The organism is Tabrizicola sp., from assembly GCF_041911175.1.
Classification (GTDB): Bacteria; Pseudomonadota; Alphaproteobacteria; order Rhodobacterales; family Rhodobacteraceae; genus Tabrizicola.
Genome location: NZ_JAYRPN010000092.1, coordinates 1 through 9,694, shown reverse-complemented (window position 1 = coordinate 9,694; position 9,694 = coordinate 1). Strand labels below are relative to the sequence as shown.

Below are 9,694 nucleotides of genomic sequence, written 5' to 3'. Positions count from 1 at the left end.
GTTGCGGGTGGTGCCGATGACGCGCCAGCCCTGCGGGACCAGGCGGCGGGCAAGGGCGCGGGCGGAATAGCCGTGGCCAAGGGAAAGAAGCGTGGACATGGGCCGGACTATCGGGGCGCGGGCGGGGGGAGGCAAGGGCTTGCGGCAAGGGGTCGCGCATTCCATGCTGCGGAGCGGGAGGTGTCGCATGGATCAGGGATTGAAGGGCGCGCTTGGCCTGACCTGTCACAATGGCTTCACTTGCGGAACCGCCCCGGTTTCGGCTTATATGCCGGATCACATTTCAGGACCCGCGATGCTGGAAGACGCCCACTCCACCCTTTCCCCCGAAGCCCGGCCGCCGGAAAGCTTCACCAGCGCCGCCGCCGCAGTCGACCGGCTGGAGGAGCTTTACACCCAGGCGACGCAGTTCCTGTCCGACCAATTCCTGCGCACTGTCGCCAAAGGCAATCCCGGCCGCCGCATCCGGGCCTTCTACCCGGAGATCCGGATCACCATCACCAGCTTCGACAAGGTGGATACGCGCCTCGCCTTCGGCCATGTCTCGGCCCCCGGCACCTATGCCACCACGGTCACGCGGCCCGACCTCTTTCGCAACTACCTGATCCAGCAGATCGAGCTTCTGATCCGCAACCACGGCGTTTCGGTCGATGTGGGACTGAGCGACACGCCGATGCCGGTGCATTTCGCCGTCTCGGGCAGCACTGTCGCCATCCCGCAGGAAGGAGTGATGGACTTCTCGCTTCGCGACGTCTTCGACGTGCCGGACCTTGTCACCACCAACGACGACATCGTCAACGGGGTGATGACGCGCTATGACGACGGCTCGGCCCCGCTTGCGCCCTTCACCGCGCAGCGCGTCGACTACTCCCTCGCCCGGCTGTCGCACTACACCGCGACCGACCCGACGCATTTCCAGAACCACGTCCTCTTCACCAACTACCAGTTCTATGTCGACGAGTTCGAGGCCTATGCCCGTGCCGCCCTTGGCGATCCGGCCTTGGGCTACACCGCCTTCGTCGCGACCGGGAACCAGCTGATCGAGACGCCGGATGGGGTGATCCAGCCCACCGACAAGCTGCCGCAGATGCCGACCTACCATCTGAAGCGCTCCGACGGGAACGGGATCACCCTGGTCAACATCGGCGTCGGCCCGTCGAACGCCAAGACCGCCACCGACCACATCGCCGTCCTGCGGCCCCATGCCTGGCTGATGGTCGGCCACTGCGCGGGGCTTCGCAACAGCCAGTCGCTTGGCGACTTCGTCCTGGCGCATGCCTATCTGCGCGAGGATCATGTGCTGGACGATGACCTGCCGGTCTGGGTGCCGATCCCGGCGCTGGCGGAAATCCAGATCGCGCTGGAGAAGGCCGTGGCCGAGGTGACCCAGCTGGAAGGTTACGAGCTGAAGCGCATCATGCGCACCGGCACCGTTGCGACCATCGACAACCGCAACTGGGAACTGCGCGACCAGTCCGGCCCGGTGCGCCGGTTGTCGCAATCCCGCGCCGTGGCGCTCGACATGGAAAGCGCCACCATCGCGGCCAACGGCTTCCGCTTCCGGGTGCCCTACGGCACGCTCCTCTGCGTCAGCGACAAGCCCCTGCATGGCGAGCTGAAACTGCCCGGCATGGCCTCCGACTTCTACAAGACGCAAGTGAGCCGCCACCTGCAGATCGGCATCCGCGCGATGGAGCGGCTGCGCGACACCCCCATCGAGCGGCTGCACAGCCGGAAACTGCGGTCCTTCGAGGAAACCGCGTTCCTTTGAGGCGGAAAAAGCCGTCAAATACCCCGCCTCGGCGGTTCGGGGGTTGATTTTGACCCCCAAACCGTGTGTCTGGGCCGTGGCCCCGGAACCGGGGGACGCCCGTCATTTGCGGGCGGTTGCGTGCTTCCGACGCGAAACAAATAACAACGAAGGATGAACCAATGTCCAAACCGATGACCAAGACCCAACTGGTGGCTGCCGTCGCTGACGCAATGGGCGGTGACAAGAAGACCGCGAACGCGGCTCTGGATGCCATTGCGGCCGTCGTGTCGCGCGAAGTCGCCGCGGGCGGCACCGTGACGATCCCCGGCCTCGGCAAGGTTGCCTGCAAGGCCCGCCCGGAACGTCAGGTCCGCAACCCCGCCACTGGCGAGACGATGACCAAGGCCGCCGACAAGCAGGTCAAGTTCGCCATCGCCAAGGCGCTGAAGGACGTGGTCAACGGCTGAGGCTTCTGCCCGACCGGATTTCGTGAGAGGGTCGTCCTGGGGGCGGCCCTTTTGCTTTGGGAGCGACGCATGGCCAAAGTCACCGGCATCGGCGGCATCTTCTTCCGGGCGCGCGACCCGGAGGCGCTGGCCGAGTGGTATCGCATCCACCTGGGCATCACCCAACCTGACGCGACGGTCTGGATGCAGGAGGCCGGGCCGACCGTCTTCTCGCCCTTCAAGGCCGATACCGGGTATTTTGCCGCCGACAAGCAGTGGATGCTGAACCTGCGGGTCGATGACCTTCCCGGCCTCATCGCGCAGCTGAGCGCCGCCGGGATCGCGGTCGAGACCCGCGCCGACTGGGACGGCGATGGCAGCTATGGCACCTTCGCCCGCATCCACGACCCCGAGGACACGCCCATCGAGTTGTGGCAGCCGCCGGCGACCTGACCGCCCGCGGCTGCCGTTCCTTCAGGCGGCCATGCGCCCGAGATCGTCCGCAATCACCCGCTGCCGCGCCGGACGCGCCTTGCAGCGCGCCACCCAGTCGCGGATCAGCGGATCGTCGGGCGTCGCATCCGGGAAGAAGGCATAGGGCCCGTGGATCAAAAGGTCCGCCGCCGAATACTCGTCGCCCAGAAGCCAGGGTCCCTTCTCCAGCGCCGACCGGATCCTTGCGGCAGCCGCCTTGTGGTCGCGGAAGGTCCCCTCCAGCCAGGGATGGCTGAGCCCGGCGGCCTCGAAAATCACCACGGGTTCCAGGACGCCCTGATACCAGGTCAGCCAGCTGACGAACTTGCCCCATTCCGGGGTGCCGATCCTGGGCGACAGGCCAGTGTCGGGGAACAGCGTCGTCAGATGCAGGATGATCGCCCCGCGTTCGGTGATCAGCTGGTCATCGTGGACCAGCGCCGGAACCTTGCCCTCGGGATGCGGGTTCGCCGGATCGCGGTGGCCGGTGCCGTCGATGCGCGGAATCGAGACCTGCCGGGCCTCGATCCGGTCGGCGATCCCCATCTCCTCGATCAGCACCATGATCGCCGAAGACCGGCTTTGCGGGGAATGGAACAGGGTCAGCATCTTTCTCTCCTTTGCTTTCCGATGGGTTCATCCTAGGCTCCTGCTCCTGCCAGAAACTGTCAGGATGACATGCCAAAGCCCGACCGCCTGTTCCGCCTGCTTTCGGCCTTTCGGATGCTGCCCCAGCCCGTCACGGCGGCGCGTCTGGCCGAGGAGACGGGTGTGTCCGAACGCACGCTCTACCGCGATATCCAGTCGCTGCGCGCGGGCGGCGCGCTGATCGACGGCGAGGCCGGGGCGGGTTATACGCTGACCGAAGACCCGGCGCTGCCGCCGCAGATGTTCACCCGGCTGGAGGTCGAGGCGCTGGTCCTGGGCCTGGCCGAAGTCGCGCAGTCGGGCGATGCGATGCTGGCGCGTGCCGCCGCCGAGGCGCAGGGCAAGATCATCGCCACCCTGCCCGACCGGGTGCAACGCCAGGCGATCCATGCGGTCAGCCGGTCCTACCGTTTCGAGCCGCGCAATCCGGCCCCGCCGCATCTGCATCTCCTGCGCGAAGCCGCCTGGGAGGAACGCGCGGTCGACCTCACCTACCGCGATACCTCGGGCCGGATGACCGCGCGCCGCATCTGGCCCTTGGGCACCGTCTTTCTGGACCGGGAGGTTCAGGTGCTGGCCTTCTGCTGCTTGCGGCAGGATTTCCGCCGCTTCAAGGTGCTGCAGATGACGGATGTCACCCTGGCCGACGAAAGCTTCCGCCCCCGCCGGGTGCCGCTTCTGCGCGCGTTCCTCGAGAAGCTGCGCGGTGAGCGTTTGGCCAGCTCTGCTTGAAGTGCCGCAAAGCCGCGTGATAGCGTCCGCCGACACGCCCAAGGAAGGCCCGATGTCCGAACCCCCTGCCACGCTTGACCCGACGAAGAAGCCGGCCGGGGCCGTGACGATGGCCTATCAGGATCATTTCTTCCTGGAGCGCTGGGTTGACTATTACGGACGGCAGTTCGGGCGCGAACACCTGTATATCCTGTCGCATGGTGGCGACCCCGAGCACCGCCGCATCGCCGAAGGCTGCAACGTCATCGCCCTACCGCGCGACCCGACGCTGTTCCGGCTGACACGGCGGCGCTGGATGTTCAAATCCAGCTTCGCCTCCGGCATGCTGCGCTATTACAACTGGATCATCGTCGGCGATGTCGATGAGGTGGTGATCGTCGACCCCGCCATCGCGCCCGACCTTGTCACCTACCTCGGCCGCCACACCCATGCGAAATCCACCCCCGCCTCGCTTTGCCCGTTCGGGATCGAGCTGGTCCACAACCCCGAGGCAGAACCCGAACCGATCCTGCCCGGGCAGCCGATCCTGTCCCGGCGCCGGGTGTTCCGCGCCAATGCGAACTACGCCAAGCCCTGCGTGATCCGCAAGGATGCGATGTTCACCATCGGCGGCCATGCGAACAACCACCAGCCCCGCGTGCTGGACCCGCATCTCTACCTCTTGCACCTGCGCTTCGTGGATTATCAAACCTCGATGGCCCGCCTGGAATCGCGCCGCGACATGCGGCAGCTGATGATGGCGGGCAACGAGGAGGCGAAAGGCACCGGCCAGTGGGGCAGAAACCTCGACGACTTCAAGCGGCTGTCGCAGGGTGTCGCCGTGCGCGAGGACGCCGATCTGCCCGAGTTCCGCAAGAAGATGGTCGAGGGCCAGCAGCACCTGCATGACGGCAAGGTCACCTTCTTCGGCGGTGGCCGCAGCAAGGAACTTTACCGGCTTCCCGACCGCTTCGCTTCGGTCTTCTGACATCGCATCAAAGGCACCCGCATGGACCTGAACCGCCGCCCTGTCGCCTCGCTCTGGATTGGCGAAAGCCTGCACTACATCAACCAGCTCTGCCTGAAGTCGCATCTGGTTATGGGCCATCCGGTCACGCTTTACTGCACCGATCAGGTCCGCAATGTGCCGAAGGGGGTCGAGGTCCGTCCCGCCTCCGAGATCATGCAGATCGACCGCGCCATCGTGGCGGAAACCTCGGCCTCGTTCCTGTCGAACGTCTTCCGCTACAAGATGATCGCCGCCACCGGGGCGATCTGGATCGACTGCGACGCCTATTGCTACCGCCCCTTCCCGGAAGGGCAGGAGCATATCTATGCCGGCCACGGGATGCGCGGTGCCTTGAACTGTGGCGTGGTCGCCATGCCGCAGACGGGCCGCCTGATCGAAAGCCTGCTCGACTATTACGACAACCTGCCCGACTACCCCGCCTGGTGGGGCAACAAGCAGCGCCGGAAGATGGACAAGCTTGACCGTTCCATCCCGAAGCCGGTCCGCATCTACCAGACCGAGCGCACCGCCTTCGGGCCGCAGGCCTTCACCCATTTCGCGCAAGTGACCGGCGATATCGACAAGGCGATGGGGGCCGACACGCTGTATCCGGTGCCCTTCCAGCTGAACGACGTGTTCTACGACCCGCATTCATCCGTCGAGGGCCATTTCACCGACGCGACCCTGTCTGTCCACATCTACACCAACGCGGCCCGGCCCTGGTGGCGCAAGAACCCGCCGCTGAAGGGCAGCTACATCGCCCGCATGTGCGAGAAGCTGGACATCGACCCCAGCGCCGCGCTGGAAGAATGACCTTCACGAAACAGACCAGCCCGCATGGCAGTCTCGTCGCCCTGTCCACCATGAAGGACGAAGGCCCGACCGTGGTGGAATGGGTCGCGCACCACCTTGCCCTCGGCTTCACCGATCTGATGGTCTACACCAACGACTGCAGCGACGGCACCGATACGCTCCTGAAGCGGCTGGAGGCGATGGACATCGGCGTCCACCACCGCGAGAACCTGATCCCGGAGAGCATGAAGCCCCACCCCTCGATGCTGAAAAGTGCCGCCGAGGAAGAGCTGATCGTCAATTCCGACTGGCTTCTCGTCCTCGACGCCGATGAATTCCTCTGCCTCAACCATCCCTCCGGCACGCTGGACGGGCTGGTGACTGACCTGGCCGCCATGAATGCCAGTGCCATGGTCCTGACCTGGCGCATCTTCGGGTCGTCCGGCATCCGCGACTGGTCGCGCCAGCCCATCACCGACCAGTTCACCCGCGCCGCGCCCGAGTTCTGGAACAAGGGCTGGGGCACCAAGACCATGCTGAAATTCGACCCGAAGTACCTGCGGCTTGGCATGCACCGCCCGATCATCAAGTCGCAGCACAAGGACACCGACTATCCCGAGAGTATCCTCTGGGTGAACGGCTCGGGCCGCCCGCTGGAGGACTGGTTCAAGTTCCGCGGCTGGCGCTCGATCCGCCGGACGGTGGGCTACGACTGGGCGCAGATCAATCACTATGCCATCAAGTCGATGGATGCCTATAGCTTGCGCAAGTTCCGCGGCAACGCGAACCTCAAGAAGGACAAGTACAACTCCGACTACTGGTCGCTGCAGGACCGGAACGAGGTCGAGGATACCCGCATCTTCCGCCACCGCGACCGCCGCGCCGAGATCATGGCCGAATTGCTGAAGGACGACGAGGTCCGCCGGTTGCACGAAGCCGCCCATGCAAGGGCGGAGGCGCGGCTGGCCGAATACCAGCAGTCCCCGGACTATCAGGCCTATGTGCAGAACCTGATCGCCGCTTCCGACGTCCCGATCAGCCAGGTGGTCGCCAAGCCGCCCAAGGCCCGCGACCCCGAGGCGGTGAAGGCGGTGCAGACCAAGCTGGAACAGCGCCGCAATGCCCAGCCGAAGGAAGACCGCCGCACCCCACCGCCGCCCGGCTGGGGCTCGCCCTTCGCCTCGCCCTACGTCTCCGGCTCCGCCGATCTGTCGCAAGAGATTCCGCTGGAGCTGGTCGAGAACCAGGGGCTGAAACTCCCGCTCGACCCCCGCGTCTTCACCGCCGCAACGCTGGAAGTGCTGAAGTCCGGCAAGTTCGACCGCCGCCATGCCCGCAACATTGCGGGTTTCCTGACCGGCTGCACAAGGCTTCTCGACCTGGACTGCGGCATCGGCTTCGTCGTCTTGCGCGCCAGGGCCGCGAACCCGGAGTTGCAGGTGACGATCCACGACGAACGCCCCTCGCTCCTCACCCTCTCGCGCCGCATCGCCGCGCTGAACTTTCCCGATGCCGGCGGGATCGCGTGGTCGCAGGCGACCCTCAATCCCGAGGGCCTCTGGTCCGGCCTGCACAGGCTTCTCGCCGAAATCCGCCCCGAGGTCCTGCGCCTCTCCGGCCCGCTCCTCCCGCCCGAGGCGTTCAACGCTGCGGTGCTGGAAGGCATCCGCCGCATCCTGATCCCCTTCCTCGACCCCTCCGAAGTCGCTGCGGCCCGGACCAGGCTCGCACCCGCACTCGCCGCTCTCGGCTTCACCGAGGACATGAACGGCGAGCCGAACGGCACGATCTACTTCCGCCGCGAATAGCCCTCCACCTCACCCCTTGCACACGCCGCGCATTCGCCTATCTTCCTCCCCACCTCGGGGAGCCCTCACCGGCTGAGATGCGAAAGCGAACCCGTCGAACCTGAACCGGATCATACCGGCGGAGGGAAGGTGCATGGGTTCTCCATCCCCGACCAATCCGTCGCAACATGGAGAAAGACATGCAAAAATACCTCCTTGCTGCGGGCCTTCTTGCCATCGCGACCCCTGCGCTGGCCGAGACGCCTGTCCTGACCGTGCTGACCTACGACAGCTTCACCTCGGAATGGGGCCCCGGTCCGGCGGTGGAAAAGGCGTTCGAGGCGACCTGCGCCTGCGACCTGCAGTTCGTTCCCGCAGGCGACGGCGCGGCGCTCCTCGCCCGCATCCAACTCGAAGGCGCGGCATCCGATGCCGATGTCGTCCTTGGCCTCGACACCAGCCTGACTGCAGCGGCCGCCGCGACGCAACTCTTTGCACCACATGGGAAATCTCCGAATCTCGACCTGCCCGTCGACTATGCCGACCCGCTGTTCCTGCCCTTCGACTGGGGCTGGTTCGCCTTCGTCTACGACAAGACCAAGGTCACGGCGGTGCCGAAAACCTTCGAAGCCCTCGCCGCCTCGGACCTGAAGATCGTGATCGAGGACCCCCGCTCTTCGACCCCCGGCCTCGGCCTTCTCCTCTGGGTCAAGGCGGCCTATGGCGACAAGGCGGCGGAGGTCTGGAAAGCGCTCGCCGACAACATCGTTACCGTCACCCCCGGCTGGTCCGAGGCCTACGGCCTGTTCCTCGAAGGCGAGGCGGACATGGTGCTGTCCTACACCACCAGCCCGGCTTATCACCTGATCGCGGAAAACGACGACAGCAAGGCGGCGGCGCTGTTTGACGAAGGCCACTACCTGCAGATCGAAGTCGCCGGGAAACTGGCCGCGACCGACCAGCCCGAGCTTGCGGACAAGTTCCTCGACTTCATGCTGACCGATGCTTTCCAGTCGGCCCTGCCGCAGACCAACTGGATGTATCCCGCCGTCACCCCGGCAGCGGGCCTGCCCGACGGGTTCGACGCCTTCCGCCCGGCGAAGTCGCTGCTGCTGACCCCCGAGGAAGCGCAAGCCGCCCGCGACCCGGCGCTGGCCGAATGGCAAGCCGCGCTCGCCCGCTGATCCTTGCCGCACCGGCGCTGGCAGTCCTGCTGCTGGCGCTGGTGCTGGCCCCCCTCGCCGCCGTCGGCTGGCGGGGGGCGGGGCTTTCCCTTGGCGCCGCCGACTGGTCCGCCGTGCGGTTTTCGCTTGCGCAAGCCATCCTGTCCGCTTTCTTTTCCACCCTTCTCGCCATCCCCGTCGCCCGTGCCCTTGCGCGGCGACGCTTCCCCGGACGCGGCCTGCTGATCACCCTGATGGGCGCGCCGTTCCTTCTCCCGGCCGTGGTGGCGGTCCTCGGCCTCCTCGCCGTCTTCGGCCGCTCCGGCCTCCTGAACCAAGCCCTCATCGCGCTCGGCCTGCCCCCCATTTCCATCTATGGCCTGCACGGCGTCGTCCTCGCGCACATCTTCCTGAACCTCCCCCTCGCCAGCCGGATGATCCTGCAGGGCTGGCTTGCCCTCCCCTCCGAGCGCATCCGCCTCGCCCAGTCCCTCGGCTTCACCCCGGCAGAGACCTTTCGCCACCTGGAAGGGCCGATGCTGCGCGAGGTGTTGCCGGGGGTGGCGCTGGTGATCCTGGTGATCTGCCTGACCAGCTTCGCCGTGGTCATCACCCTCGGCGGCGGTCCCTCGGCCACCACGATCGAGCTGGCGATCTATCAGGCGGTCCGGTTCGAGTTCGACCTCGGCAAGGCCGCGACGCTGGCAGGGGTGCAGCTTGCGCTGGGATCGATGGCGGCGCTGGCGGCCTGGGTCCTGACGCGCCCGGCAGGCTTTGGCGCCGGTCTGGACCGCGACCTGCGCCTGACGGCCCCCGGCGGCTGGCGGCGCTGGGGCGACAGCCTGGCGCTGGCGGCGGCGAGCCTGTTCCTGACGCTTCCGCTTGGCGCGGTGCTGCTGCGCGGCCTTCCG

General features: G+C 66.4%; 9 protein-coding genes, 2 pseudogenes and 1 riboswitch. Of the genes and pseudogenes, 9 read left to right on the top strand and 2 right to left on the bottom strand.

Annotation, left to right across the window (positions count from 1 at the left end):
* Nucleotides 1-99, bottom strand: a pseudogene (locus ACE3P6_RS12845) (SDR family NAD(P)-dependent oxidoreductase); the annotation flags it as partial.
* 196 nt (nucleotides 100-295) lie between these two features.
* Between ACE3P6_RS12845 and ACE3P6_RS12840 the strand changes: the two are divergent.
* From ACE3P6_RS12840 to ACE3P6_RS12830, 3 genes are all read left to right on the top strand, one after another.
* Nucleotides 296-1,771 carry an AMP nucleosidase gene (locus ACE3P6_RS12840; RefSeq protein WP_374395616.1) on the top strand — a complete coding sequence of 492 codons (1,476 nt, stop codon included), beginning with the start codon at nucleotides 296-298 and terminating at the stop codon, nucleotides 1,769-1,771.
* Between the two features lie 161 nt (nucleotides 1,772-1,932).
* On the top strand, nucleotides 1,933-2,220 hold the full coding sequence (locus ACE3P6_RS12835) for an HU family DNA-binding protein (RefSeq protein ID WP_374374945.1): 288 nt from the start codon (nucleotides 1,933-1,935) through the stop codon (nucleotides 2,218-2,220).
* Nucleotides 2,221-2,289: 69 nt separating this feature from the next.
* Entirely contained in the window at nucleotides 2,290-2,652 is a 363-nt protein-coding gene (locus ACE3P6_RS12830) for a VOC family protein (RefSeq protein ID WP_374395614.1), read from the top strand.
* 21 nt (nucleotides 2,653-2,673) lie between these two features.
* On the opposite strand, the gene ACE3P6_RS12825 is transcribed toward ACE3P6_RS12830, so the two are convergent.
* Nucleotides 2,674-3,282 carry a glutathione S-transferase family protein gene (locus ACE3P6_RS12825; RefSeq protein WP_374395611.1) on the bottom strand — a complete coding sequence of 203 codons (609 nt, stop codon included), beginning with the start codon at nucleotides 3,280-3,282 and terminating at the stop codon, nucleotides 2,674-2,676.
* A gap of 69 nt (nucleotides 3,283-3,351) precedes the next feature.
* On the opposite strand from ACE3P6_RS12825, the gene ACE3P6_RS12820 reads away from it, so the two are divergent.
* The 6 genes and pseudogenes from ACE3P6_RS12820 to ACE3P6_RS12795 form a co-directional block, all read left to right on the top strand.
* On the top strand, nucleotides 3,352-4,053 hold the full coding sequence (locus ACE3P6_RS12820) for a helix-turn-helix transcriptional regulator (RefSeq protein ID WP_374395608.1): 702 nt from the start codon (nucleotides 3,352-3,354) through the stop codon (nucleotides 4,051-4,053).
* A 52-nt stretch (nucleotides 4,054-4,105) separates the two neighbouring features.
* Nucleotides 4,106-5,020, top strand: coding sequence for a glycosyltransferase family 2 protein (locus ACE3P6_RS12815; RefSeq protein ID WP_374395605.1), 915 nt, complete (start codon nucleotides 4,106-4,108; stop codon nucleotides 5,018-5,020).
* Between the two features lie 21 nt (nucleotides 5,021-5,041).
* Nucleotides 5,042-5,854, top strand: coding sequence for a hypothetical protein (locus tag ACE3P6_RS12810; RefSeq protein WP_374395603.1), 813 nt, complete (start codon nucleotides 5,042-5,044; stop codon nucleotides 5,852-5,854).
* A complete protein-coding gene (locus tag ACE3P6_RS12805) occupies nucleotides 5,851-7,641 on the top strand; it encodes a glycosyltransferase family 2 protein (protein ID WP_374395600.1) in 1,791 nt (596 codons plus the stop codon). The genes ACE3P6_RS12810 and ACE3P6_RS12805 overlap by 4 nt, the downstream gene beginning before the upstream one ends.
* A gap of 45 nt (nucleotides 7,642-7,686) precedes the next feature.
* Nucleotides 7,687-7,785, top strand: a riboswitch (TPP riboswitch).
* A 35-nt stretch (nucleotides 7,786-7,820) separates the two neighbouring features.
* Nucleotides 7,821-8,804, top strand: coding sequence for a thiamine ABC transporter substrate binding subunit (gene thiB / locus ACE3P6_RS12800; RefSeq protein WP_374395598.1), 984 nt, complete (start codon nucleotides 7,821-7,823; stop codon nucleotides 8,802-8,804).
* Nucleotides 8,780-9,694: pseudogene (locus ACE3P6_RS12795) on the top strand (thiamine/thiamine pyrophosphate ABC transporter permease ThiP); the annotation flags it as partial. The gene thiB and the pseudogene ACE3P6_RS12795, both read left to right, overlap by 25 nt.